Below are 24,595 nucleotides of genomic sequence, written 5' to 3' on the forward strand. Positions count from 1 at the left end.
CCCTTCCCGCCTCCCCACCCGCCTGCGAGAATGATCGTCGTGCGAGAGGTGGTCGACGGGGTCTTCGAACTCCGCCTGGGTTATGTCAACGTGCACGTGGTCGTCACCGACGACGGCGTGGTCCTGATCGACACCGGGCTGCCCGGCCGCTCCCCGCTGATCGAACGCGGTCTGAAGCGCATCGACCGCACCCTCGGCGAGGTGACCTCGATCCTGGTCACCCACCACCACGCCGACCATGTCGGAAGCCTCGCCGAACTGCGGAAACGTACCGGCGCCCGGGTGATCGCGCACGCCGCCGAGGTGCCGTGGATCGCCGGCCACATCCCGCCCGCCCCGCCCGCCGGCCGTCTCGGCAAGCTCGCCGCCCGCCTGGTCGGCACCGTCGAGACCACCAAGGTCGACCAGCTGATCACCACCGACGGCGCCGAGCCGCTGCCCGGTTTCACCGCCCTGCACACCCCGGGCCACACCCGCGGCCACGTGTCCTACCTGCTGGACCGCGCCAACGGCATCCTCTTCGCCGGCGACGCCGCCGCCAGCCGCCGCGGCAGGGTCACCGGGCCGCCGCACATGTTCACCGCCGACCCGTCCCGCGCCGGCCAGAGCCTGGCCCGCCTCGCCGACCTGGAGTTCGACCACGCCGTCTTCGGCCACGGCCGCGCCGTCTCCGGCCTGGCCGTCGAAGCCTTCCGCAAAGCCGTCGCCGGCTGACCCACCCCGCTCAGTCCAGGTGGGCGGTCACTTGCCCTTGCTGATGAAATCGGGATGGCCGGCCAGGAACGACTGCAGCCGGTCGTCGCGGACCGCCTGGAAGAAGGCGCCGGCCTCGGGCAGCAGGCGCTCGCCCCGGTAGCCGCCGTCGTTGATGCCCTCGGCCGGCAGCCGCACCGTGACCATGTCGTCGACGTTCAGTTTCCTCAGCTCGATGGCCCACTCCACGATGGAGTGGTCGCCGCCGGAGAAGGTGAGGGAGTCGCCTGCCGCGTCCATGACGTCCAGCAGCTTGGCCGGGTTGGTGATCACGTCCCGGCTCGTCGCCTGCTTCGCCATCGCCTTGATGAACTGCTGCTGGTGCCGCTGCCGGTCGTAGTCGTCCATCGGGGTGCCGGCGTTGCCGTACCGCTGGCGGACGTAGTCGAGGGCCTCCCACGCCTCCAGGTGCACCGGCTTGTCGCTCTTGGGGTAGAAGCGCTGCGGGCCGATGTACGGCCGGGAGCAGTTGTGGTGCGTCTGGCAGCCGGCCTTGCGGTCGCGAGGGCTGCCGTCCGGCTTGAGATGCTCGGACTTCACGTCCATGTCGATGACCATCTCGACGCCGCCCATCGCCTCGACGATCTTCTTGAAGCCGCCGAAGTTGACGATCGCCGCGGCGTCGAACTTCTTGATCCCGGTGACGTTGCTCACCGTCTTGGACAGCAGCTGGAAACCCTGGACCGCGCTGTACTTGTTGTCGCCCAGCCGGCTGCCCAGCGACATCGCGGCGTTGATCTTCTCGGTCTGTGCCCGGGTCTGGGACTTGTCGAAGGCCGGGATCTCCACCCGCAGGTCTCGCGGCATCGAGAAGAGGTAGGCGGTGTGCCGGTCCGCCGGGATGTGCGCCACGATGATCGAGTCGGCCAGCGGCGGGGTCTGGTCGTCCCGCGGGTCGATGCCGACCATCAGCAGGTTCAGCGGGCCGTCGATGTCCGGGTCCGGCTCGGCAGCCGCCGCCGCGTTGCCGTTGATGTCGATGTCCTCGAGGAGCCGGTTGTCGGTGACCGCGTCGGTGTACCTGCTGACCAGCGCGTGACCGGCCACCACCGTGCCGATGCCGGCCAGCAGCAGCACCACCCCGAAGGCTATGCACAGCCGAGCCCACAACGGTGGTCGGCGTTTCCCGGTCGTGGCCACCCTGTTCTCCATCCCCCGTACGCCGGTGACGATCGCATGCTGGCACAGCCGTGCCACACGCGGTCACTCCTCGATCGAACGATACTGTCCACAGCGGAATCCGTCCCGTCGGCGGATTCGGGCGTATCGCCGCTTCGCCGCATTTCACGGCTGTGATGACCGCCGATGTCCTGTCGCGTCGGATTGTTCGGGGAAGTAATCAGGCCGCGGCGAGCAGGTTCTGTTCGACCACGACCGGCACGGACAGCGTCTTGTACCCGACCGAGTCGAAGAGAACGGTCATCCGGTCCTCCTCGTAGTTCATCACCATGCCGGTGCCCCACTCGCCGTGCCGGACCTGGCTGTGCACCGGGAAGGGGCCCTCCGGCTCGGCGGCGGCGATCTCCTGGGCGGTGCCGTCGGCGCAGTTGTCGCAGTGGCCGCACGGCTTCTTCAGGTCCTCGCCGAAGTAGGCCAGCAGCGTCTCGGTGCGGCACTGCCGGGACTGGGCGAACACCCGCATCATGTCGGTGCGGGATTTGACGACGGCCTGCTGGCGTTCGTACTCCGCAAGGGCGGCGGCAGCCGCGTCGGCCGGAAGCGGCGCGCGAGCCGGAACCGTCAGCTTGTTGCGCGCGCCGGTCCGGACCGCGCCCACCTGCTCCAGCAGATTCAGATACTGGCCGAGCTTGCGCGGCCCGAGCCCGGTGGTCTTCTGCAGAGCCGTCTTGGAGACCGGCCCCTTGTGCAGCTCGCCGGCCAGATTCTGGAGCTCCTCCTCGGACGGCGAACCGCCCTGGAAGAACCGCTGGATGGCCTCGTCCTCGGAGCGCCAGAGCAGCAGCGCGCGGGCCGGCTCCCCGTCCCGGCCGGCACGGCCGATCTCCTGGAAGTAGCTGTCCGGGGAGTCGGGCAGGGCGACGTGGGCGACCCAGCGGATGTTGGGTTTGTCGATGCCCATGCCGAACGCCGACGTCGCCACCATGATGTCGACCTTGTCGTCGCTGAACGCCAGATGCCGTTCCTCGCGCAGGCCGGCGGCCATGCCACCGTGGTAGTACGAGGCCGGGTAGCCGGCGTCGGTGAGACGTTCCGCGAGCTCCTCGGCGGCGCGGCGGGTGGCGACGTAGATGATGCCGGGCCGCCGTTCCTCGTCCAGCATCGTGGTGAGCTTGCGCCACCGGTAGTTGTCGTCCGGGCAGTACGCCACCTCGAGGAACAGGTTGCGCCGGTCCAGCCCGGACACGTGGATCTCGGGCTTGTCCAGCCGTAGCCGGGCGATGATGTCCTCGCGGACCGGTGGCGACGCGGTGGCGGTCAGCGCCAGCACCGGCGGCCGGCCGAGCTGCTTGATCATCTCGCCGAGCGCGAGATAGTCGGGGCGGAAGTCGTGGCCCCACGCAGAGATGCAGTGCGCCTCGTCGACGGCGACCAGGCCGGGTTCGAGGTCGCGCACCTCGGCCAGCCGGTCCGGGTCGCTGAGCTGCTCCGGCGTGATGAAGAGGAACTCCGCCTCGCCGGCCCGGATCGCCGCGATCGCCTCGCGCTGCTGGGCGGGGGTTTCGGCGGAGCTGACCCGTACCGCCCGGGTCTTGGGATCGTCGCGCTCGTTGAGGGCCGCGATCTGGTCCTGCTGGAGGGCGAGCAGCGGCGAGATCACCACCGTGGGGCCGGGCAGCAGCACCGCCGGGATCTGGTAGATCGCCGATTTGCCGGCGCCGGTCGGCAGGACGACCAGGGCGTCCTTGCGGCGGAGTACGGCACGCATCGGCTTGAACTGGCCGGGGCGCAGCGAGTCCCAGCCGAAGTGCTGGCGGGCGACCCGGCGCAGGCGCGGGCCGTAGACGGGCAGCTTCATCAGAGTTTCGGCAGGATCTCGCGGGCGTACAGGTCGAAGAGGCCCTGGTAGTGCGGGCCGGTGTTGGCGACGTAGATCTCGTCGAAGCCGGCGTCCGCGTACTTCCGGATCATCTCGAGGTGCTTCTCCGGGTCGTTGCCGCAGACGAAGCTCTCCGCGATCATGTCCTGGGTGACCAACTGGGACGCCTGCTCGAAGTGCTTGGGCGTCGGCAGCACCTGGGACAGCTCGCCGGGGACACCGGCGTTCGGCCATCTCTCGTACGCGATCCGCGCACCCTCCTCGGCGGAGTCCGCGAACGCGGCCTTGAAACCACCCTGCGCGACCTTGCTCCCGCCGCCGGCCTGGCGGAACTGATCGACCATCTCGCCGTCCGGCATGACGCTGACGAAGCCGTCGCCGATCCGCCCGGCCACCTCGATCGCCTTCGGCCCGAAACCGGACACCAGGATCTCCACCGGCTTCTCCGGCAGCGTGTAGATCCGGGCGTTCTCCACGGTGTAGTGCTTGCCGTGGTGCGAGTAGTTCCCGCCCTGCCACAGGCCCCGGATGATCTCGATGGCCTCCTCCAGCATCTCCAGCCGGACATCGAGCTCGGGCCACGCGTCACCGAAGATGTGCTCGTTGAGCGCCTCGCCGGTGCCGACGCCGAGCCGGAACCGGCCGCCGGTGAGGACCGCGCTGGTCGCGGCGGCCTGGGCGATCACGGCCGGGTGGATGCGTACGGTCGGGCAGGTCACCGCGGTGGTGATCGGCAGCGCCGTCACCTGGCTGATCGCGCCGATCATCGACCAGACGAACGCGCTCTGCCCCTGCGCGTCCACCCAGGGGTGGTAGTGGTCGGAGATCCACAGCCCGGCGAACCCGGCCCGCTCCGCGCCCTTGGCCTGCTCGAGGAGCTCGGCCGGCGAGTACTCCTCGCTGGAGAGGAAATATCCGATACGCATGGCCGCCCCGGTACCCCTATTTGCCTCCGAACATGCGGCGGATCGCCCAGATCAGGAACAGCACGGCGAGCGCCACGCCGAGCAGGCGGACGGCGTGGACCTCGGACCAGTCGATCTCGGTCCAGTCCATGTCAGCCGCCAGAGTGGGAGTGAGCACGTGCACATCCTAACGAGGTATTCACCGGCAGCTAATAGAAAGGTTTGTTGACTAATCGCGCCGAGGGGTGTGACCATAGGTCGCCGCAAGGGCGACACACGGGAGGTACGGGGGCTCATGTCCGATCACGGCGCATTGCCGGAACTGGCCGCTGCGGTGCTGCAACCGGGCTTCGTCGGCACCACGGCCCCGGACTGGGTCCGCCGGTGGCTCGGTGCCGGGCTCGGCGGGGTCGCCCTCTTCGCCCGCAACGTGGAATCACCCGCACAGGTGGCCGCGCTGACCGCCCGACTGCGGGCCGAGAACCCCGATGTGATCGTGGCCATCGACGAGGAGGCCGGTGACGTCACCCGGTTCGAGTCGCGGCACGGCAGCTCCCGGCCCGGCAACCTGGCCCTCGGCGCCATCGACGACCCCGAACTCACCGAGGCCGTCGCCCGGGACCTGGGCCGCGAACTCGCCGACGCCGGCATCACCCTCGACTACGCCCCCGACGCCGACGTCAACAACAACCCCGCCAACCCGGTCATCGGGGTACGGGCATTCGGCGCCGAACCACAACTCGTCGCCCGGCACACCTCCGCCTTCATCCGCGGTCTCCAGGAGTCCGGGGTGGCCGGCTGCGCCAAGCACTTCCCCGGTCACGGCGACACCGCCGTCGACTCGCACCACGACGTGCCGGTGATCGACCGCCGCCGGGCCGACCTGGAAGCCTGCGAACTCGTCCCGTTCCGGGCAGCCATCGCGGCCGGCGCCAAAGCGCTGATGACCGGCCATCTGCTCGTCCCCGTCTACGACCCGAACCTGCCGGCCACCCTGAGCCCGCGGATCCTCAACGGTCTGCTCCGCCAGGAGTTCGGCTACGACGGCGTGATCGTCACCGACGCCATCGAGATGCAGGGCGTACGCCGCCGGTTCGGCATCGAGGGCGCCACCGTCCGCGCACTGGCCGCCGGCGCCGACGCCATCTGCGTGGGCGGCGAACACGCCGACGAGCACACCGCGATCCGCCTGCGGGACGCCATCGTCGCCGCGGTCCGGTCCGGCGAGCTCCCCGAGGAGCGGTTGCGCGACGCCGTACGCCGCGTCCGTGACCTGGCCGCCTGGACCACCCGCACCCAGATCGCCACCGGCGCCCGGGCCGTCGCCGACGCCGCGGCCGCCACCGAGGTCGCCGTCCTCGGCTCCACCCTCGGCTTCGCCGCCGCCCGCCGGGCCGTGAAGGTCACCGTCACCGACGACGCCCCCACCCTGCCCATCACCGGGGCGCCGCACGTCGTCGAGTTCGCCCCGCCCCGCAACATCGCCATCGGCCACGAGACCCCGTGGGGCGTCGGCGAACCACTGGCCACCCTGCTGCCCGGCACCACCAGCGTCCGATTCTCCGCCGACGACCTGGAATCCCTCGCCGACCCGGCCGCACCGGTCCTCGCGGGCGTGGGGGAGCGGCCGCTGGTGCTGGTCGTCCGGGACATCCACCGGCACCCCTGGATCGAACGGACCCTGCAGTCGGTCCTCGGCATCCGCCCGGACGCGATCGTGGTCGAGATGGGCATCCCGGTCACCGTCGCCGGCGGCGTCCACATCGCGACACACGGGGCGACGCGGGCACTGGGCCGCGCCGCCGCCGAACTGATCGCCGGCGTGACAGTCCCGGAGCCGGCCCCTCAGCCGATCGCCGCCTGAACACGGTCATACCGCCTGTTTTCGGGCAGGCTTTCTGACCTCGGCCAGGCCTGCTGTCCGAGCAGCTTTCGCCGCTCGGACGGCAGGGGGGCCGTCGTGTGGTCTGCGGGCCTCTAGGCGTAGATGGTTCTTGCCAGGCGGTGTGGGGTGCGGTTTGGCGCGTCAGTCGGGCGTGTTGGCTGATGCGGTGGGCTTGCCAGGCGGTGTGGGCGTGGGGTGCGGTTTGTCGCGCCAGTCGGGCGTGTTAGTTCTTGGGGTGGGTTAGCCAGGCGGTGTGGGCGTGGGGTGCGGTTTGTCGCGCCTACCGGTATTGGCGGTTCGCGCGGTGGGTTTGCCAGCCAGCCTCGGCGCGGAAGCGGTGGATGGCCCCGAAACGGTTGGCTTCGCATCGCGGTGAGGTCACCCGCACAAGATCTACTACTCGGCCGATCTTGGTCGTTTGGTGCCGGAAATGAGTCTTCTTCTTCTGGGGTGCAGGACGGCGAGTGGTCAAGCCTCGTCCGGGCGCTGCTGTCACGACTAGGGCTGGGGCTCCCCGGGCCAGTTCCCGATCTTGTGGACCTGACGCCGGAGTCGAGCGCGCACGATCGAATTCCTGCTCCTTCTTGTGCACTGAGCTGCGGAAATCCGGCACTTCGCGCCCAAGATTGCGAACCTGATTGATCTTGGGCGGGAGGTGCCGGACCGCATCGCACAAGAACGTCGGCCGCGCGTCGATCTTGAGTGTCAAGGGTGCGTGCGGACTCACCCGCTCGAGGCCTGGCGGATACGGACCTGAGTAACCGAGAAGAAGACTCAAATCCGGATGTAAATGACCAAGATTGACCGAGATCCGGATCTTGGGTATTTGACGCTGGGTTTATTGGATACAAACCGGGCGCAGTGTGGGTAGCCGTAGCCCATGCACTCTTCGCCACCGACGACAGTGACCCTCTGCCTGCCGTGAGGGACGCTGCCATGCGGGAGCGGCTGCCGCGCTGCCTGGGAAGCAACACAGTGAGCCCGGCCTGCCGTGAGGGGCGCTGCCATGCGGGAGCGGCTGCCGCGCTGCCGGGGGAGTAACGCCATGACCCCAGCCCACCGCGAGAAGCGTTGCGTGCCGGGACCTGCACGGCGCTCCCGAACCCCGCAGTGAAAGGCGCTGCATCCGCCCAGGGAATGCGACGCGGTGACCACGGCCGGCCCCGGCGAGCGATGCCCTCAGCGGGCCACCACGTCCTCGTATTCTGTGTGTTCCCTGATGAAGTGGGCGAAGAACGGGCACGACGGAACCACCCGATCACCCCGGGTTCGGATCTGGTCGAGGACCTGCCGGGCCAGCTCGCCGGCCAGGCCACGTCCGCGCAGCTCAGGGGCGGTTTCGGTGTGCAGGATCTGGACGGCGCCGTCGCGCAGCCGATAGGTCGCGAGCGCGCCCACCCGACCGTCCACGGACAGTTCGAAGCGATGTTCGGCGGTGTTGTCCCGGACCGGGTAGTCAGTCACGCTCACAGCTTATGTTTGCTTTCACCCCGTACCGTGAGAAGGGTGTTGATCTCGAAGCCTCCGCGCCGCCTCGCCGCCGCTCTCGTCTCCGCCGCTCTCGGCCTGACGCTGCTCACCGGGTGTGGTGACGACGTCAGCTGTGGGCTCGACCAGTGCACCGTGACGATTCAGCGGGAGACGAACGCCAGCGTGAACGTCCTCGGTGTGGAGGCGAAATTCGTCTCCGCCGACGAGAACACGGTGACGCTCGATGTCGCCGGCGAGCAGATCCAGATCACCAAGGGGCAGCAGGCCGTCGATGTGGCCGGTCTGCAGGTGAGTCTGTCGAGCGTGACGCCCGATGCCATCCAGGTGGAAGTGTCCCGCTGAGGGCGCGAGTTTGACGATCGACGCTCCTGGTGACATTGGGGGGCATGACCTCCGCTGCCTCGAACGTCAAACACACCGCGTCACGGGCCGCCGACAGCAAGCCCCTGGAGCTCCTGGCCCGGGGCGGCTTCATCGGTTACGGCATCATCCACCTCCTCTTCGCCTGGATCGCGCTGCAGGTGGCCTTCGGCACCGGCTCCGGACAGTCCAGTGACCAGTCCGGGGCCCTGCAGGCCATCGCGCAGCAGTCGTTCGGCAAGACTCTTCTGATCATCATCGCCGTCGGCCTGGCCGCCATGGCGATCTGGCAGGCGTTCGAGGCCGCGATCGGCGAGAGCGGCCCGCGGGACCGCACCGCGACGGCCGAGCGGGTGCTCTCCGGCGTCCGTGCCGTCCTGTACGGCTACCTCGCCTTCATGGCCGTCAAGATCGTGCAGGGTTCGAACGCCTCGATGGGCGACAGCTACGAGAGCAAGACGTCCGGCCTGCTGGCCTCGAGCGGCGGCCGGTGGCTGGTCGGCCTGATCGGCCTGGTGGTGATCGGCGTCGGCGTCGGGATGACGTACTACGGCTGGAAGCGCAAGTTCACCCGGCACCTGAACACGCAGCAGATGCCGGCCGGCACCCGCCAGCCGATCATCAAGCTGGGCGTGGCCGGCTACATGGCCAAGGGTGTCGCGTACACGATCGCCGGTGTCCTGGTCGTCACCGCCGCCGTCACCTACGACCCGGACAAGGCCCGTGGCCTGGACGCGGCCCTGAAGACGCTGGCCGGTTACTCCTGGGGTGTCTGGCTGCTGGCCCTGATCGCCGCCGGCATCGCCGCCTTCGGCGTCTACTGCGTCGCGCAGGCCCGATACCGCAAGATCTGACACTGGACCCGCGGCGGCGGCGGATGTGAGCTATCTCTGACATCCGCCGCCACCGGTGTGCCCGGGCGCACGCAGGGGGAAGCCTGTGAGGCGTGGGAGGTAACACAATGTCCAACGTCATGTCCGCCGTCGTCGCCGTGGCCGGAGCGGCCGTGGTGGCGATCGTGTTCGTCGAGCTGGTGCATTGGCTGGTCAAGCGGCTCGGCCGGAGATCGGCCCTGGCCGCCGACCTGGCCCGTACCATGCACCGGCCGTTCCTGGCCACCGTCACCCTGGTCGCCGTGCAGCAGGCGGTGCGGATCTGGGCCGGTGACTTCCCCGGCCGTTCCGGGGTGGTGCACGCGCTGGTGCTGCTCTGCATAGCCGCGGGGGCGTGGCTGGTCGGCGCGACCCTGCTGGTGCTGGAGGACATGGCGCTGGCGAAGTGGCGTACCGACGTCCCGGACAACCTGCGCCGCCGGCGGATCAAGACGCAGGTGGTGATGCTGCGCCGGGTGACGGTGGCCGCCATCGTGGTGCTGACCGTCGGCGTCATGCTGATGACCTTTCCGGACATCCGGGCGCTCGGCGCCAGCGTTCTCGCCTCGGCCGGTCTGATCAGCGTGGTGGCGGCTCTGGCCGCGCAGAGCACGCTGGGCAACATGTTCGCCGGGATCCAGCTCGCCTTCAGCGACGCGATAAGGGTCGACGACGTGGTCGTGGTGGAGCAGGAGTGGGGGCGGATCGAGGAGATCACCCTGACGTACGTGGTGGTGCAGATCTGGGACGACCGGCGGCTGATCCTGCCGACCTCGTACTTCACCGGAAAGCCGTTCCAGAACTGGACCCGCACCGCGTCGGCGGTGCTCGGCACGGCCGAGATCGATGTGGACTGGGCGACCCCGGTGGAGCCGGTGCGGGCCGAGTTGCAGCGGATCTGCGACAGCACCGACCTGTGGAACGGCAAGGTCTGCGTCCTGCAGGTCACCGAGGCCATCGACGGCCGGCTGCGGCTGCGGGCGCTGGTCAGCGCGAACGACGCGGCGGCCCTGTGGGACCTGCGGTGCCTGGTACGGGAACACCTGGTCGCCTGGATCTGGGAGCACCAGCGCAGCGCGGTGCCGAAGGTCCGTGCCGAGGTCGGGCAGGCCGTCTCGCTGCCGGTGCAGCCGGGCGGCCAGCACGGGCACAGCCGCCATCCGGACCTGGACGCGGACTCCGACGCGGCGCGGGTCTTCAGCGGCGGACTGGACGGTGACGCCCGTGGGGTGGTCTTCGGCGGTCCGGTGCCGGTTGCGTCGGACCGGAAGGATTGAGCGAGCTCTGATCAGGGCATACCCCGTGCACATGGAAAGGAGGACATGATGGCCGATGTCTTGAACGGCGCTCCTGCCCGGCCACTCTCCGAGCAGTCCACTGCTGAACTGGTGCAGCGCGCGAGCGAGCAGCTCGGCCGTCTGGTCCGTGACGAGCTCACTCTCGCCAAGGCCGAGCTCGCCGAGAAGGGCAAGCGCGCCGGGATCGGTGCGGGACTGTTCGGTGGCGCGGGTGTGTTCGGGCTCTACGGCCTGGGTGTGGCGATCGTGACGATCGTCGTCGCCCTCGACCTGGTCCTGCCGCTCTGGCTCGCGGCGCTGATCGTCACGGTGGTGCTCTTCGCTGTCGCGGGGGTGCTGGCGCTGCTGGGCAAGAAGCAGGTGAACAAGGCCGTCCCGCCGGAGCCGTCGGCCGCGATCGCGAGCGTGAAGGCCGATGTCGACGAAGTGAAGCACGCGGTCAAGGAGCGTAGCCGGGCATGAGCGACAAGAACGGGAACAACGGGAACACCGGGAACGACGCGAAGCCGGATCTGACCGAGCTGCGGGCGGACATCCGGCAGACCCGGGCCGAGCTGGGTGAGACGGTGCAGATGCTGGCCGCGCGCGCGGACGTCAAGGCCCGCGCCCGTGAGCAGGTCGAGGAGACGAAGCAGCGGGTGCTGACCCGGGCGGCGACGATGACCGGGCGGGTGCGGGAGGCGGCGCTGGGCGCCTCCGAGCATGTGCGCGAGACGCCGCCGCGTGAGCTGGCGCACGAGGCCGGTTCACGGGTACGGGCGAATCCGTTCCCGGTCCTGCTGGCCGTCGCGGGTGTGGCGGCCGTGGCGGGGCTCATCCTGATCATGCGCGGGAGGCGTTGATGGCGGGCAAACTGTCGAAGGTCGCCCTGAAGCCGGTGAATGTGGCACTCGGCTTCGCGGCCGGCACGATCGCGGGTTTCCTGTTCAAAGAGGCATGGAAGGTCGTCTCCGGCGACGACGACGCTCCGGACGCCGGTGACCCGGATCGTGGGTGGGGCGAGATCCTGACCGCCGCCGCGATCCAGGGCGCGATCTTCGCGGTGGTGAAGGCCGCGGTGCACCGTGGCGGCGCCATCACCACGCAGAAACTCACGGGAACCTGGCCTGACTAGATCATCCAGGGCATAGACGAGGGTCTTGCCGGTCCTCCGCTTCGAACACCTCGAAGCGGGGGACCTTTTCCATATCGGTCACCCATTATTGGATTCCTTCGAGGGGCAGCTTTACGGGCTGATTTTCGGGTACAGTGTGGCCAGTTTTTGCGTACGTGGTTCGCTGCTTCCGGTCGACCCACGCGACGCCAGCCCCACCCGGGAGGGTCGGAAGGCGTCACGAGGGCCGGGCGGAGGGGACGTCCTCTGAAAGGCCGCCTCGCGGTACCGCTGCTCGAAAACGGTCATCGGCCCCGCGCTGCCGCGGTTGGGCGGGCCGGCATTTTCAGAAGGAGAGTTCAGCATGGCGCAAGGAACCGTGAAGTGGTTCAACGCAGACAAGGGCTTCGGCTTCATCACCGTCGACGGCGGGGGTGCTGACGTGTTCGTCCACTTCTCGGCCATCCAGACGAGCGGCTACCGCACTCTGGAGGAGAACCAGCGGGTGGAGTTCGAGATCGCCCAGGGCCAGAAGGGCCCGCAGGCGGAGCAGGTTCGCCCGCTCTGAGACCTTATCTAAGCCGGTCGTGAGACCGGTTCGCCGACCGCCTGGCGGAGGTCGGCCCGACCGTGGCCCCGCAGCCTCATCGAGGATGCGGGGCCTCTTTCGTCCGGCTATCGGCCGGCGGAGCGCCGGCGCATCCCCACCACGATCAGCGCCAGGCCGGCGATGATCAGGAGGCCGCCGAGCACGGCCCACACGGTCCGGCCGCTCATCAGGCTGTCGCCGATGAAGTCCAGACCCTGCAGTGTCCACACCCCGCCGAGAACCAGAGCCAGCAGGCCGAGAGACATGGTGAGCCAGCCTCTCAACCGCGGCGGCTCCGTTTCATTGTTCACCATTTGCCGTGTACCTGCGGGCGAATCAACTCATCGTAGACCGCGGTGATCATTTCGTGGCTTTCCGGCGAGAGCGGCGCGAGGCCGGCGGCGGCCACGTTGGCTCGCGCCTGCTCCGGATTGCGCGCCCCGGGGATCACCACGGTGACGGCCGGCTGGTCGATGATCCAGCGGAGCGCGAACTGCGCCATCGTGGCCTCGGCCGGGACCAGCGGGCGCAGCCGGCGGACGGCCTCCAGGCCGATCTGGAAGTCCACTCCGGAGAACGTCTCGCCGACGTCGAAGGCATCGCCGTTGCGGTTGTAGTTGCGGTGGTCGTCGGCGGCGAACGTGGTGTTCTCGTCGTACCGCCCGGAGAGCAGGCCGCTGGCGAGCGGGACCCGGGCGATGATGCCGACCCCGGCCTCGGCGGCGGCCGGCAGCACCTTCTCGAGGGGCTTGAGCCGGAACGCGTTCAGGATGATCTGGACGCTGGCCACGCCGGGGCGGGCGATCGCGGTGAGCGCCTCGTCGACCCGCTCGACGCTCACCCCGTACGCCGCGATCCGCTTCTCGGCGACCAGGGTGTCGAGCGCGTCGAAGACCTCGTCGCTGCCGTACACCGGGGTGGGCGGGCAGTGCAGCTGCACCAGGTCGAGGGTGTCGACGCCGAGGTTGGCGCGGGAGCGGTCGGTCCAGGCCCGGAAGTTGTCCAGGTGATAGTTCGCCGGCTCCTGCGGCAGCCGGCGGCCCATCTTGGTGAACACGGTCAGGCCGGGACGGTCCTTGATGAACGAGCCGATGATCTGCTCGCTGCGGCCGTCGCCGTACACGTCGGCGGTGTCGATGAAGGTGACGCCCGCGTCCACGGCGGCCTGCAGGGTCGCGTGCGCGTCGGCCTCGCTGACGTCACCCCAGTCGGCGCCGAGCTGCCAGGCGCCGAGACCGACCACTCCGACGCTGCGTCCCAGCTTCCGAAAGCTTCGATTTTCCACATCGTGACACTACCGCCCGGCTGATAGCTTGAAACAAGACGAACGTACGGTTTGGAGGGCGCATGTGGGATCCCGCTGTCTACCGCCGGTTCGGGGCCGAACGCTCCCGGCCCTTCTTCGATCTCGTCCGGCAGATCGGCGCCGGCAGCCCACGGACCGTGGTCGACCTCGGCTGCGGTCCCGGTGAACTGACCCGGACCCTCGCCGAGCGCTGGCCCGCCGCGAGGATCACCGGGATCGACTCGTCGCCGGAGATGATCGCGAAGGCCACCGCCGATCCCGGGCCGGTCGAGTTCCGGCTCGGCGACATCGCGGACTGGGAGCCGTCGCCGGACGTGGACGTGGTCGTCACCAACGCCGCGCTGCAGTGGGTCGACGGGCACCCGGAGATGCTGGCCCGCTGGGTCGCCGCGCTGCCCGCCGGCGCCTGGCTCGCGATGCAGGTCCCCGGCAACTTCGGCAGCCCGGCCCATCAGGCGGTGCGGGAGCTGGCCGGGCTCGAGGGCGACCCGGTCCTCGACGCGGCGGGCTATGCGGAGCTGCTCACCGGGGCGGGTGCGTCGGTGGACGCGTGGGAGACCACCTACCTGCATCTTCTGCCCGTGCAGGCGGAGCACCCGGTGCTGCGCTGGCTGGAGGGGACCACGCTCCGGCCGATCCGGGCGGCCCTCGCCGAGGACGAGTGGACGGCGTTCCGGGCCGCGCTGGCGGCTCGGATCGCCGCGGACTATCCGGAGCGGCACGGCCTCGTGGCCTACCCCTTCCGCCGTATCTTCGTGGTGGCCCACACCCCCCCGACAGCGTGTGGAGTTCGGCCGTCCATGACGCCCGAACTCCACACGCTGTCGGGACGTCAGGAGGACATCTTGAGTGACTTGACCGCGTTCATCGCCGGCCTGCCCAAGGCCGAGCTGCACGTCCACCACGTCGGCTCGGCGTCGCCGCGGATCGTGGCCGAACTGGCCGCCCGGCACGAGGGCAGCTCGCCGGTGCCGGCCGACCCGGCGCTGCTGGCGAAGTATTTCGAGTTCCGGGACTTCGCGCACTTCATCGAGGTCTATCTGAGCGTGGTCGACCTGATCCGCGACGACGAGGACGTGCGGCTGCTCACCTACGAGATCGGGCGGGAGCTGGGCCGGCAGCACGTGCGGTACGCGGAACTCACCGTCACGCCGTACTCCAGTGTCCGCCGCGGCATCCCCGCGAAGGCGTTCTGCGAGGCGATCGAGGACGCCCGGGCCGCCGCCGCCCGGGACTTCGGCGTCGAGCTGCGCTGGTGCTTCGACATCCCGGGGGAGGCCGGGCTGGCCGCGGCCGAGGAGACGCTGCGGATCGCTCTCGGCGAGCGGCCCGAAGGCCTGATCAGTTTCGGACTTGGCGGGCCGGAGATCGGGGTGCCACGGCCGCAGTTCAAGCCGTACTTCGACCAGGCGCGCGCGGCCGGGCTGCACAGCGTCCCGCACGCCGGCGAGACCACCGGGCCGGAGACCGTCTGGGACGCCCTGCGCGAGCTGGGCGCCGAGCGGATCGGCCACGGCATCGCCGCCGCCGAGGACGAGCGGCTGATGGCGCACCTCGCCGAGCACGGCATCCCCCTGGAGGTGTGCCCCACCTCCAACCTGCGCACCCGGGCCGTCGCCGACCTCGACCAGCACCCGATCGCCACCCTGGTGGCCGCCGGGGTGCCGGTCAGCGTCAACTCCGACGACCCGCCGATGTTCGGCACCACCCTGGAGCAGGAGTACGCGGTCGCCGCCCGCCTGCTGGACCTGGACGCCGCCGGGGTCGCCGAGCTGGCCCGCGCCGCCGTCCGGCACAGCTTCCACACCGGCGCCGGGAAGGCGGCCCTGATCGCCGAGATCGACGCCTACACCACGGCTCAGGGGTAGAGCGGGTCCTGCCAGCACGCGACCATCGTCACGGTGCCGATGGTCAGGATGGTCAGCCAGCGCACCAGCCGCCGTCCGTTGAACCGGGCCGGACCCTCGTCCGGCTCGGTCTCCGGCCTTCTCAGCAGATCAGGCATTCGCTTCTCCTCCGTCAAGGGGTGACGCGGCCTCAGTCGGGGACCGCCGTCCAGCTCTGGTGCCGCTGCTCGGTGTCCTCCTGCAGGACCAGGACGCGATTCGTGCCGAAACGCTGGGCGCCGACCCCGATCACCAGGTCACCGGTGGCGGCGCGGATGGTGAAGCCGTACGCCGAGGCCCGCAGCGTCCACCGGCCCGCCGGGCCGGACGTGCAGTCGCCCTGCACCAGCGGGGCGCCGGAGACCGCGGCTCCGCCGAGCGGCACCGCACACCGGTTGCTCGCCTTCGAGACCAGCGTGTATGTGCCGTCCTCGGCCGGCACCAGCTGCCACTGCTGCTGGGTGCCGCCCTCGTCGTTGCCGAGGGTGACCGGGGTGCCGTCGGTGGAGCGGGCCGCGTACAGGTCGGCCGCGCCGCCGGTCAGCGAGTTGGTCAGCACGAACCACGAGTTCTGCACCGGGCGAGCGGCCGGGGCGGTCTGCGCGGTCGCCTTCGCGAGGTAGCCAAGCTTGCGGTTCCGGATCTCCACCAGGTACTTCGCGTCCGGTCGCAGGCCGATCAGGCGGGCCCGGGTGGACCGGGTGCTGGCCACCGGCTCGCCGTCGACCGAGACCTCGTAGTCGGCGTCGTTGCTGGCCGCGCTCCAGTTCAGCCGGACCGACCCGCTGGTCGGCTCGCGGATCTCCAGCACCGCCTGCACGCCGTCGTTGGTGACGCCGGGCGGGGCGGCCGGGACCGCGCCCTCCTCCTGGTCGCCGGTGCCGGGCGGGGCGGTGGCCGAGGCCCTGGCCGACGGCGCGGCCTGGTGCGCGACCGGCGCGACGTCGATCTGCGGGACGGCCGGGGTGGTGCTCGGGTCCGGCGCCGGGACGGCCGAGCCGCTGGCACTGGGCGAGACGCTGGCGCTCGGCTCCGGGGAGGCCGGGTCGCTCGGGCTGGGGGTCGGGCTGGTCGGCGCCGGGACCGGGGTGGACGGCCCGGCCGACGGCGGGGCCGACGACGGGGCCTTGCTGGGCACCGCAGCGCCCGGCACGTCCGGGATGTCGTCGCCGCCGTCGCTGCGCAGCAGGAACTCGCTGAGCGCGACGTTCCAGTGCTTGTCCAGGTAGCTGCCCTGCTCCGGGTTGGTGCTGAAGTAGTCGTCGTGACCGCAGTCGAGGCGGATCGCGTTCTTCTTCGGGCACACGCTCTTCATCGGTTTGCCGGTCCGGTCCGGGGCGCACAGGAGGTCGTACCCGTCCAGGCAGCTGCCCGCGCCGGTGGCGTTCGGGGAGTCGGTGAGGACCGCGCCGAGGGTGTGGGTGAGCTGGTGTGCGGCGACCGTGGCGCTCCAGCAGCCGGCGTCGACCCGGGCGTACGACGGGCCGCCGTTGTTGCGGTTGCCCCGGCCCGCCCGGGTGTCGTTGACGTAGGTGGAGATGCCGCAGTACAGGTTCGTGTCGGCGAACATCAGGTACTTGCGGTCGGTCCGGTTGTAGCCGAGGCTGCGCAGCGCGTCGACGGTCGCCGCGAACGAGCGCAGCGACCCGTTCGGCAGCTGCACCTCGACCACGTCGGCCCGGCACTCGGGCGTGGTCACGTACCGGATGTGCCGGGAGCCACCGGTCTCGCCCGCGCTGGCGTCGTAGATCTGGTCGACCCCGGCGGCCCAGGTACGGAACGAGTTGAGGAACTTCGTGTACCGGCTCGCCGACGTCCCCTCGTGCAGGTACAGCAGCTGCACCCGCTTGCCGGTCCGTCCGTCGCCGGCACACGCCACGTCGTCCGGCCCGAGGATGAAGTCGGCCTGGCCGGGCGCCGCGTCCGGGACCAGCGCCGGGGCGTCCGCGGTGATCGCGCTGCCGCCCTCGTCCCGGGCGATCTCGGCGTCGCCGGGCACGCCGCCCTTCTCCCGCCGGACCACCGGCACCGCGTTGCTGCCGGCCGTCACCGGGGCCACGTCGCGGCGTACCGCGAGGCCGTCCGGCGCCGCGTCCGGGCCGTGCGTGCACGTCTCGTCGAACAGCTGGTACGCCCCGGAGCAGACCGAATCGGACGAGGCCAGCCGCAACCCGCTGTAGACCAGCCCCTGCTCGGGGGCGTCGGCCGGGACCGCGGACAGGGCGAGGTCGTCACGGGCCGGCCCGGCGCCGATCACGCTGGGGCCGAGCACGCCGCCGACGCCGAGCAGGGTCAGGCCCAGGGCTACCGGAAGAAGCCGGAAGGTCGCGGAGCGTGTCCGGAGTTGATTCCGTCTGCTCGCCGCGCGACGCCGTCCTGGCGGCGTCCCGCGGAACGTCGGCCTGCGATGCGCGGACACGGCGTCTCCTCGTCGAGCTGGGTGGCGGTGGGAGGGACCCATGGGGTGGCCGCCTCCCACCGCGCGGTGGCTTACCGGGTCGCGGCGATGGGGACGCGCTGCGGATGGCGATCCGGGAAGCCGGATGGGATCGAAGGGAACCATGCCAGCCCTGCGCCGCGAAAGGAACGTTCTTAAAAAACTTATAAGCCGGGGCTGTTCCGAACGGGGGACGGCGCTCATTCCGGCCCCCGTTGCCAGCGTCGCCGTTGGGGGTCCCGGTCGCGGGTCAGCCGGCCCCGGCCGACGAGGCCGAACCGGCTCGGCTGCTTCGGGGTGGCGTCCGCGTCGGCCAGCAGCATCACCACGCTGGCCCCGCCCATGGCGGCCCGGTCGATGCTGACCGAGCCCCCGGTGGCCTGGGCCGCCCGGCGGGCGATGTCCAGGCCGAGACCGGTCGAGCCCTGCTGGCTCTGGCCGCGGCGCAGCGCCTGCTCGGGGTCCGGGATGCCCGGCCCGGCGTCGTCGATGCGCAGCGCCACCCAGCCGTCCCGGCGGGACAGCGCCACCTCGAAGGCGGTGCCCTGCGGGGTGTACCGGAAGACGTTGCCGAGCACCGCGTCCAGCGCGGCGGCCAGCTCGGCCCGGGCCACCGGCACCGGGATCCGCAGGTGCGCGCCGACCACGCGGTACTGCCGGTCCTGGTCGCCGGCGAGCGCCGACCAGAAGCGCATCCGTTCCCGGACCACCTCGCTGGCGTCGCAGAGCCCTTCCTCGGGCTCGGCGGCGACCCGGTCGGCGACCGCCTGCCGGGTGGTGTTGATCAACTGGTTGACCTCGTCCTCCAGGGTGGCGATGGCCTGCCTGATGCGCCGGATGCCACGACGGCGGTCCACCTCGGCCTCGGTGAGGTCGATGATCTGGGTGTCGTCGGGGTCGAGCGCCTCGGCGTCCAGCCGCAGCGCGGTCAGCGGGGTCCGCAGCCGGTGCGACAGGTCGGCGACGAGCTCCCGCTCGTCGGTCCGGGAGGTTACCAAGCGGTCGGCCATCCGGTTGAAGGCGTAGCCGGCCTCGGCCAGCTCGCGCGGCCCGGACGGGTGCACGCGGACGCCCAGGTCGCCGTCACCGACCGCGAGCGCGGCGTCGACCAGGTTGCGGGCCGACGCCACGGCGTTGCGGGCCAGCCGGTCCACCGCCACCACCGCGCCGCCGACCAGGAACACGGCCAGGCCGAGCAGCAGCCACCAGTCCCGGGCGGTGTTGTGGGTGAGGTCGGAGCCCGGCACGAACACCTCGACCACGAAGGTGCGGTTGCCGACGGTGACCGGGTGGAGCCGCACAGCGCCGCCGTCGACGTCCTCGACGCTCGGCGCCGGCGCGGTCGCGGCCCGGTCGATCAGCTCGGCGCTCGCCCGGCCGCCGGTGGCCGGGGCGATGCCCGGGGTGTGCACGACGGGGGAGCCGCCGGCCGCCTTGATCGCGGCGGTGACCCCCTTCTCGCCGGCGCTGCCGCTGAGGGCGCCCGCCACCGTGGCGGTGCGCTCGGCGGCGGTGGCCAGGGCGGCTTCCCGATGGTCGTTGCGCAGGCTCCAGCCGAGCGGGACGAGGAAGACCAGCGAGGCGATCGCCGTGGTGGCGGCGGTCGTGTACGCCAGCCGCAACCTCAGTCCGGCGCCACCAACCGGAATCCGACCCCCCGCACGGTGCGCAGGTAGCGGGGCTTCGCCGCGGACTCGCCCAGTTTCCGGCGGAGCCAGTACAGATGCACGTCGATGGTCTGGTCCTCGCCGACCGATGGCTGTCGCCATACCTCCTCCAGCAGCTCACGACGGGAAACCACCCGGCCCGGACGGGCGGCGAGGTAGGCCAGCAGGTCGAACTCCTTGCGGGTCAGCGCCAGCGGCTGATCACCGAGGGTGGCGCTCCGCTCGCCGACGTCCACCCGCAGGTCGCCCACCTCGTGGACGGCGGGCTGCGCGGCACGGCTGGCCCGCCCCACCCGCCGCAGCACGGTGGCGATCCGGGCGTCCAGGTGGGCGCCGGTGAACGGTTTGACCATGTAGTCGTCGGCACCGGCACGCAGCAGCCGCACGACGGTCTGTTCGTCGTCACGCGCGGTAGCGATGATGATCGGCACGTCGGTGATCCCGCGCAGCATGCGCAGGGCGTCCGACCCGTCCAGGTCGGGCAGACCGAGGTCGAGCACGACGAGGTCGGGCGTCTCCGCGGCGACCCGCCGGAGAGCCTCCAGGGCGGTGCCGACGGCGTGCACGGCGTGCCCCCGGTCGGCGAGCGATCGGAGCATGGCGCCGCGCACGACATGATCGTCTTCGACGAGCAACACCGTGGCCATGCGAAGACCGTAGCGTCCCGGGAGGGCTGGAACCTAAAGGGTGATCCAGCGAGAGCCTTTAATGACACTGAGTGATGGAATACGATCCGAAGTACCGATGTCTTTCACACTCTTCCCCGGTACGCGACGCGCCCTGGCCATGGACAGCCTCGCCGGCCTGAGTGTCGGCGACGCCCTCGGCGCCCAGTACTTCGTGCCCGGCAACAAACCCGCGGACCTGCTCGAAGCCCGGCTCCCCGGTCCGCCGTGGGACTGGACCGACGACACCGAACAGGCCTGCTGCCTGGTGGCCGTCCTCGCCGAGGGTGACTTCGACCGCGACGCGTTCGCCGAGCTCCTCGCCCGCCGGTTCGAGCCCTACCGGGGCTACGGCCCGGGCGCGGTGGTGATGTTGCGGCAGATCCGCGAGGGCCTGCCGTGGCCGATCGCCGCGGCGGCGGCGTTCGGCGGTCAGGGCTCCTGCGGCAACGGAGCGGCGATGCGGGCGGCGCCGCTGGGCGCCTGGCATGCGGATTCCCTGCCCCATGCGGCGATTGCGGGGGTACGCGCGGCAGAGGTCACCCACGCCCACCCGGAAGGGATCGCCGGCGGGGTGGCCGTGACCGTGGCCGCCGCGGTGGCCGCCGCCGCCCGGCTCAACGGGCACCGCCCGGACCCGGGCCGGTTGCTGCGGGCCACCGCCGGGCACACGCCGCCCGGAGTCGTGCACGACGGCCTGCTGGAGGCCGCCGCGCTGAGCCGGGCCACCGTCGCGGAGGCGGCGTACCGGCTGGGTTCGGGCGCGCAGGCGACCGCGCAGGACACCGTCGCGTTCGCGCTGTGGGTGGCCGACAGGTTCCTGGACGACTTCCCGGCGGCGGTGGCCGCGTGCGTGGCCGCCGGCGGGGACGTGGACACCACCGCGGCGATCGCCGGGGGAGTGGTGGCCGCGTACACCGGCATCGACGGCATCCCACCGGCCTGGCTCGCCGCCCGCGAACCGCTCCCCGCCTGGCTTCCCGCGTGTTGATTCGCGGCGCGATAGTCGGCTGAAGTCAACACGCGGGGTGGGGGCTTTGTGTGTGTCGAGTTGGGGCGCGATAGGCGGCGAAAGTCAACACGCTTGTCGTAGCGCCGGGCGAAAGCGGCGGTGGACCGGCGGATAGCATCAGGACGCTTGCTCACCGTCTGAATGGAGAACACCGTGTCTGCACCCCGTACACCCGCTGTGGCCGACCCACTAGTCGTCCCGGCCGGGACTACGGCGGCCGACGCGGTGGCCGCCGCCGGGCTCCCGGCGAACGGGCCGAAGGCGATCGTGGTGGTCCGTGAGGCCGACGGCCGGCTGCGGGACCTGACCTGGTCGCCCGCCGCCGACACCGAGGTCACCCCGGTCGCGATCGACACCCCGGACGGCCTCGACGTGCTGCGCCACTCGACGGCGCACGTGCTCGCGCAGGCCGTGCAGGACGTCTTCCCGGAGGCGAAGCTGGGCATCGGCCCGCCGATCCGGGACGGGTTCTACTACGACTTCGACGTGGAGAAGCCGTTCCAGCCGGAGGACCTGACGAAGCTCGAGAAGCGGATGCAGGAGATCGTCAAGGCCGGGCAGACGTTCCGCCGCCGGGAGTACGGCTCGCTCGACGAGGCGAAGGCCGAGCTGGCGAAGGAGCCGTTCAAGCTCGAGCTGGTCGACATCAAGGGCGACGTGGACGAGGAGGCCGCCGCGGTCGGCGCGGGCGAGCTGACCCACTACGACAACGTCGACAAGGACGGCAACCGGGTGTGGGGCGACCTGTGCCGCGGCCCGCACCTGCCGTCGACCCGGCTGATCCCGGCGTTCAAGCTGATGCGGTCGGCCGCCGCGTACTGGCGTGGCTCGGAGAAGAACCCGCAGCTCCAGCGGGTCTACGGCACGGCGTGGCCGTCACGGGACGAGCTCAAGGCGTACCTCAACCGCCTTGCTGAAGCCGAAAGGCGGGACCACCGCAAGCTGGGCACCGAGCTGGATCTCTTCTCCTTCCCCGATGAGATCGGGTCGGGTCTGGTGGTGTTCCACCCGAAGGGCGGCGTGATCAAGCGCGAGATGGAGGACTACGTCCGCGCCCGCCACATCGAGGAGGGCTTCCAGTACGTGGGAAGCCCGCACATCTCCAAGGAGAACCTCTTCCACACCTCGGGACACCTGCCCTACTACAAGGACACGATGTTCCCCCCGATGGAGCTGGAGGGGGCGAACTACTACCTCAAGGCGATGAACTGCCCGATGCACAACCTGATCTTCAGGTCGCGCGGGCGGTCCTACCGTGAGCTGCCGATGCGCCTGTTCGAGTTCGGCACGGTCTACCGCTACGAGAAGTCCGGCGTGGTGCACGGCCTGACCCGGGTGCGCGGCCTGACCCAGGACGACTCGCACTCCTACGTCACCGCCGAGCAGGCGCCGGGCGAGATCAAGCACCTGCTGAACTTCGTCCGGTCGCTGCTCGACGACTTCGGCCTGGACGACTACTACCTGGAGCTGTCGACCCGGGACCCGAACAGCGACAAGTTCATCGGTACGGACGAGCAGTGGGAGACCGCGACCGGCGTGCTGGAGGCCGTGGCGAAGGAGTCCGGCCTGGAACTGGTGCTCGACCCGGGCGGCGCGGCGTTCTACGGCCCGAAGATCAGCGTGCAGGCCAAGGACGCGATCGGCCGGACCTGGCAGATGTCGACCATTCAGTACGACTTCAACATGCCGGCCCGGTTCGGCCTGGAGTACCAGGCGGCCGACGGCACCCGGCAGGAGCCGGTGATGATCCACTCGGCGAAGTTCGGGTCGATCGAGCGGTTCTTCGGCGTGCTGGTCGAGCACTACGCGGGCGCGTTCCCGGCCTGGCTGGCGCCGGTGCAGGTGGTCGGCATCCCGATCCGCGACGACCACGCCGACTATCTGGCCGAGTTCGTGGCGAAACTGAAGAAGGAGGGCATCCGGGCCGAGGTGGACTACTCCACCGACCGGATGCAGAAGAAGATCCGCACCGCGCAGCAGCAGAAGATCCCGTTCATGGCGATCGCCGGTGACGACGACGTCAACGGCGGCACCGTGTCGTTCCGCTACCGGGACGGCTCGCAGCGCAACGGCGTCACCATCGACGAGGCCGTCGCGCACGTCGTCGAGATCGTCCGCTCGCGCACCAACACCGGACCGTCCGCCGCCTGACCCGCGCCGCCCCGCACGGCCTGCCGGCGTCACGTCGGCGGGCGGTGCGCGGCCGCTGTCACATGCGCCGGTTTCCGGAGAACGAAACGTCCGCCGGCTCCGCCTAGGATGTGGGGCGTGGACGAGCGGGAGCGGGCCGGCGATCCGGACGGGCTGGAGCGGCTGTGGACGCCGCACCGGATGACCTACATCTCCGGGGAGGATCGGCCGGAAGGCGGGTACGAGAAGCCCGGCGGCTGCCCGTTCTGCCTGGCGCCGGGCCGCCCCGAGGCGGAGACCCTGGTGGTGGCGCGGGGTGAGCTGGTGTTCGCGGTGCTCAACCTGTACCCGTACAACCCCGGTCACCTGATGGTCTGCCCGTACCGGCACGTCGCCGACTACACCGACCTGACCGAGGCGGAGACGATCGAGGTGGCCGCGTTCACCCGGACCGCGATGCGGGTGATCCGGGCGACCGGCAGCCCGCACGGTTTCAACCTGGGGATGAACCAGGGCGCGGTGGCCGGCGCGGGCATCGCCGCCCACCTGCATCAGCACATCGTCCCCCGGTGGGGCGGCGACGCGAACTTCATGCAGGTGGTCGGCTGGACGAAGGTGCTGCCGCAGTTGCTCTACGACACCCGTGACCTGCTGATCAAGGCCTGGCCGTCAGCCGCGGGATAGCGCCCGCACCCCGGCGACGATGTCCTCGGCGGACGGCGCGTTCGCCGGGTCGGTGAGCCACTGGGTGACCACGCCCGACATCAGCGCCATCTGTGCGGCCCCGACGGTCCGCACCGTGACGTCGTCCAGCGCGTCCTCCGGCGTGCCGGTGACCAGCGCCGCCATCGCCTTGCGGCCCTCGTGCACGCCGCCGGCCATCTGGGCGCGCAGCTCCGGGTTGTGCTGGCTCTGGATCATCGCCTCGACGCTGGCCAGCCAGAGCGGGCGGTCGGCCTGGATCGACCGGACCACCCGCCGCCAGAAGTTCAGCATCGGGTCGGCGCCGTCCGCCGGGTCCTCCGCCGCCATCGCCTGGCCGATGGCGGCGCCCCAGTCCTCCATGGCGCTCAGCATCGCCGCGGTGAGCAGCGCCTTCGTCGAGCCGTAGTGGTAGCCGATCGAGGCCAGGTTGGTCCCGGACAGGGCGACGATGTCCCGCGCCGTGATATTCGCGTACCCCTTCTCGTAGATCGCTTTCTTCGCGCCGACCAGCAGATCTTCCCGGTGCCCCATGCCGCGCATCCT

Annotated in this window: 25 protein-coding genes and 1 pseudogene; 14 read left to right on the forward strand and 12 right to left on the reverse strand. The window is 70.7% G+C overall.

The window, feature by feature from the left end; translation table 11 throughout:
• The first annotated feature begins 39 nt into the window (after window positions 1-39).
• On the forward strand, window positions 40-714 hold the full coding sequence (locus tag ACZ3II_RS24550; protein ID WP_465520057.1) for an MBL fold metallo-hydrolase: 675 nt from the start codon (window positions 40-42) through the stop codon (window positions 712-714).
• A 27-nt stretch (window positions 715-741) separates the two neighbouring features.
• Here the strand turns inward: ACZ3II_RS24550 and ACZ3II_RS24555 are convergent, their stop codons facing one another.
• The 4 genes from ACZ3II_RS24555 to ACZ3II_RS24570 form a co-directional block, all read right to left on the reverse strand.
• Entirely contained in the window at window positions 742-1,905 is a 1,164-nt protein-coding gene (locus tag ACZ3II_RS24555) for an LCP family protein (RefSeq protein WP_465520268.1), read from the reverse strand.
• A gap of 187 nt (window positions 1,906-2,092) precedes the next feature.
• Window positions 2,093-3,730 carry a RecQ family ATP-dependent DNA helicase gene (locus tag ACZ3II_RS24560; protein ID WP_465520058.1) on the reverse strand — a complete coding sequence of 546 codons (1,638 nt, stop codon included), beginning with the start codon at window positions 3,728-3,730 and terminating at the stop codon, window positions 2,093-2,095.
• Window positions 3,730-4,677, reverse strand: a complete 948-nt coding sequence (locus ACZ3II_RS24565; RefSeq protein WP_465520059.1) for a TIGR03557 family F420-dependent LLM class oxidoreductase — start codon at window positions 4,675-4,677, stop codon at window positions 3,730-3,732. The genes ACZ3II_RS24560 and ACZ3II_RS24565 overlap by 1 nt, the downstream gene beginning before the upstream one ends.
• A gap of 16 nt (window positions 4,678-4,693) precedes the next feature.
• On the reverse strand, window positions 4,694-4,834 hold the full coding sequence (locus tag ACZ3II_RS24570; RefSeq protein ID WP_465520060.1) for a hypothetical protein: 141 nt from the start codon (window positions 4,832-4,834) through the stop codon (window positions 4,694-4,696).
• A gap of 117 nt (window positions 4,835-4,951) precedes the next feature.
• Between ACZ3II_RS24570 and ACZ3II_RS24575 the strand changes: the two genes are divergently transcribed.
• Window positions 4,952-6,520 (forward strand): glycoside hydrolase family 3 protein, encoded by a 1,569-nt coding sequence (locus ACZ3II_RS24575; RefSeq protein ID WP_465520061.1) that lies wholly within the window; start codon window positions 4,952-4,954, stop codon window positions 6,518-6,520.
• Between the two features lie 1,200 nt (window positions 6,521-7,720).
• On the opposite strand, the gene ACZ3II_RS24580 is transcribed toward ACZ3II_RS24575, so the two are convergent.
• Window positions 7,721-8,005, reverse strand: coding sequence for a GNAT family N-acetyltransferase (locus tag ACZ3II_RS24580; RefSeq protein WP_465520062.1), 285 nt, complete (start codon window positions 8,003-8,005; stop codon window positions 7,721-7,723).
• Between the two features lie 42 nt (window positions 8,006-8,047).
• Between ACZ3II_RS24580 and ACZ3II_RS24585 the strand changes: the two genes are divergently transcribed.
• From ACZ3II_RS24585 to ACZ3II_RS24615, 7 genes are all read left to right on the forward strand, one after another.
• Window positions 8,048-8,374 carry a hypothetical protein gene (locus ACZ3II_RS24585; RefSeq protein ID WP_465520063.1) on the forward strand — a complete coding sequence of 109 codons (327 nt, stop codon included), beginning with the start codon at window positions 8,048-8,050 and terminating at the stop codon, window positions 8,372-8,374.
• Window positions 8,375-8,418: 44 nt separating this feature from the next.
• The gene (locus ACZ3II_RS24590) at window positions 8,419-9,246 is read left to right on the forward strand and encodes a DUF1206 domain-containing protein (RefSeq protein WP_465520064.1); all 828 of its coding nucleotides are present in this window, start codon (window positions 8,419-8,421) and stop codon (window positions 9,244-9,246) included.
• Window positions 9,247-9,353: 107 nt separating this feature from the next.
• Window positions 9,354-10,541 (forward strand): mechanosensitive ion channel family protein, encoded by a 1,188-nt coding sequence (locus ACZ3II_RS24595; protein ID WP_465520065.1) that lies wholly within the window; start codon window positions 9,354-9,356, stop codon window positions 10,539-10,541.
• Between the two features lie 48 nt (window positions 10,542-10,589).
• Window positions 10,590-11,024, forward strand: a complete 435-nt coding sequence (locus ACZ3II_RS24600; RefSeq protein ID WP_465520066.1) for a phage holin family protein — start codon at window positions 10,590-10,592, stop codon at window positions 11,022-11,024.
• A complete protein-coding gene (locus ACZ3II_RS24605; protein ID WP_465520067.1) occupies window positions 11,021-11,404 on the forward strand; it encodes a DUF3618 domain-containing protein in 384 nt (127 codons plus the stop codon). Before ACZ3II_RS24600 ends, ACZ3II_RS24605 begins: the two co-directional genes overlap by 4 nt.
• Window positions 11,404-11,676, forward strand: coding sequence for a DUF4235 domain-containing protein (locus tag ACZ3II_RS24610; protein ID WP_465520068.1), 273 nt, complete (start codon window positions 11,404-11,406; stop codon window positions 11,674-11,676). Before ACZ3II_RS24605 ends, ACZ3II_RS24610 begins: the two co-directional genes overlap by 1 nt.
• A 343-nt stretch (window positions 11,677-12,019) precedes the next feature.
• Complete coding sequence (locus ACZ3II_RS24615; protein WP_011905669.1) at window positions 12,020-12,223, forward strand: cold-shock protein; 204 nt, start codon at window positions 12,020-12,022, stop codon at window positions 12,221-12,223.
• Window positions 12,224-12,330: 107 nt separating this feature from the next.
• Here ACZ3II_RS24615 and ACZ3II_RS24620 read toward each other — a convergent pair whose 3' ends face one another.
• Window positions 12,331-12,510 carry a hypothetical protein gene (locus ACZ3II_RS24620; protein WP_465520069.1) on the reverse strand — a complete coding sequence of 60 codons (180 nt, stop codon included), beginning with the start codon at window positions 12,508-12,510 and terminating at the stop codon, window positions 12,331-12,333.
• A gap of 41 nt (window positions 12,511-12,551) precedes the next feature.
• Window positions 12,552-13,529 carry an aldo/keto reductase gene (locus ACZ3II_RS24625; RefSeq protein ID WP_465520070.1) on the reverse strand — a complete coding sequence of 326 codons (978 nt, stop codon included), beginning with the start codon at window positions 13,527-13,529 and terminating at the stop codon, window positions 12,552-12,554.
• 62 nt (window positions 13,530-13,591) lie between these two features.
• Here ACZ3II_RS24625 and ACZ3II_RS24630 point away from each other — a divergent pair.
• Window positions 13,592-14,320, forward strand: a pseudogene (locus ACZ3II_RS24630) (methyltransferase domain-containing protein); the annotation flags it as partial.
• A 75-nt stretch (window positions 14,321-14,395) separates the two neighbouring features.
• Entirely contained in the window at window positions 14,396-15,418 is a 1,023-nt protein-coding gene (locus ACZ3II_RS24635) for an adenosine deaminase (protein WP_465520269.1), read from the forward strand.
• Here ACZ3II_RS24635 and ACZ3II_RS24640 read toward each other — a convergent pair.
• The 4 genes from ACZ3II_RS24640 to ACZ3II_RS24655 all read right to left on the reverse strand — a co-directional run bounded on the left by ACZ3II_RS24640 (window position 15,409) and on the right by ACZ3II_RS24655 (window position 20,187).
• Window positions 15,409-15,555, reverse strand: coding sequence for a hypothetical protein (locus ACZ3II_RS24640; protein WP_465520071.1), 147 nt, complete (start codon window positions 15,553-15,555; stop codon window positions 15,409-15,411). The two genes, ACZ3II_RS24635 and ACZ3II_RS24640, sit on opposite strands and share 10 nt — an antisense overlap.
• 32 nt (window positions 15,556-15,587) lie before the next feature.
• Window positions 15,588-17,708 (reverse strand): RICIN domain-containing protein, encoded by a 2,121-nt coding sequence (locus ACZ3II_RS24645; RefSeq protein ID WP_465520072.1) that lies wholly within the window; start codon window positions 17,706-17,708, stop codon window positions 15,588-15,590.
• Between the two features lie 365 nt (window positions 17,709-18,073).
• Window positions 18,074-19,495 carry a HAMP domain-containing sensor histidine kinase gene (locus ACZ3II_RS24650; protein ID WP_465520073.1) on the reverse strand — a complete coding sequence of 474 codons (1,422 nt, stop codon included), beginning with the start codon at window positions 19,493-19,495 and terminating at the stop codon, window positions 18,074-18,076.
• 2 nt (window positions 19,496-19,497) lie between these two features.
• Window positions 19,498-20,187: a response regulator transcription factor gene (locus tag ACZ3II_RS24655; protein ID WP_189333280.1), complete on the reverse strand. Its 690-nt coding sequence runs from the start codon at window positions 20,185-20,187 to the stop codon at window positions 19,498-19,500.
• Between the two features lie 97 nt (window positions 20,188-20,284).
• Between ACZ3II_RS24655 and ACZ3II_RS24660 the strand changes: the two genes are divergently transcribed.
• The 3 genes from ACZ3II_RS24660 to ACZ3II_RS24670 all read left to right on the forward strand — a co-directional run bounded on the left by ACZ3II_RS24660 (window position 20,285) and on the right by ACZ3II_RS24670 (window position 24,031).
• Complete coding sequence (locus ACZ3II_RS24660) at window positions 20,285-21,196, forward strand: ADP-ribosylglycohydrolase family protein (protein WP_465520074.1); 912 nt, start codon at window positions 20,285-20,287, stop codon at window positions 21,194-21,196.
• 174 nt (window positions 21,197-21,370) lie between these two features.
• Entirely contained in the window at window positions 21,371-23,368 is a 1,998-nt protein-coding gene (gene thrS / locus ACZ3II_RS24665; RefSeq protein WP_465520075.1) for a threonine--tRNA ligase, read from the forward strand.
• A gap of 180 nt (window positions 23,369-23,548) precedes the next feature.
• Window positions 23,549-24,031, forward strand: coding sequence for an HIT family protein (locus ACZ3II_RS24670; protein ID WP_465520270.1), 483 nt, complete (start codon window positions 23,549-23,551; stop codon window positions 24,029-24,031).
• Here ACZ3II_RS24670 and ACZ3II_RS24675 read toward each other — a convergent pair.
• Entirely contained in the window at window positions 24,017-24,583 is a 567-nt protein-coding gene (locus ACZ3II_RS24675; RefSeq protein WP_465520076.1) for a TetR/AcrR family transcriptional regulator, read from the reverse strand. The two genes, ACZ3II_RS24670 and ACZ3II_RS24675, sit on opposite strands and share 15 nt — an antisense overlap.
• Window positions 24,584-24,595 lie beyond the last annotated feature (12 nt).

The sequence above is a fragment of the Actinoplanes sp. NPDC019969 genome (assembly GCF_055562375.1).